General features: G+C 60.3%; 1 protein-coding gene. It reads left to right on the top strand.

Going from position 1 to position 252, the window contains the following annotated elements; genetic code table 11:
• On the top strand, window positions 1-252 hold a 252-nt coding region (locus FQ664_RS26480; RefSeq protein ID WP_178091108.1), incomplete at both ends, for a HipA N-terminal domain-containing protein.

Below are 252 nucleotides of genomic sequence, written 5' to 3'. Positions count from 1 at the left end.
GAGGGGGATCTACTTTGCCTACGACCAGGGATGGTTAGCCACCGGCTACAACCTTTCGCCGCTGACCATGGACTGGGACGATAAGCCACAGCTGGCCAGAGACCCTCAGCTCTTCGATGGCTTGCACGGGCCATTTGCGGACTCCCTGCCGGATGGCTGGGGTATGTTGCTCATGGACAGGTTCTTTGACAGCACCTTCGGTGACGGCACCCGCTACACCGTAACGGCACTGGATCGCCTGGCCTACATGGG

It is taken from the genome of Pseudomonas persica, assembly GCF_900291015.1.
GTDB lineage: Bacteria > Pseudomonadota > Gammaproteobacteria > Pseudomonadales > Pseudomonadaceae > Aquipseudomonas.
Note: the sequence above shows the minus strand (reverse complement) of the source record. Positions and strands in the feature narration are given on the sequence as shown.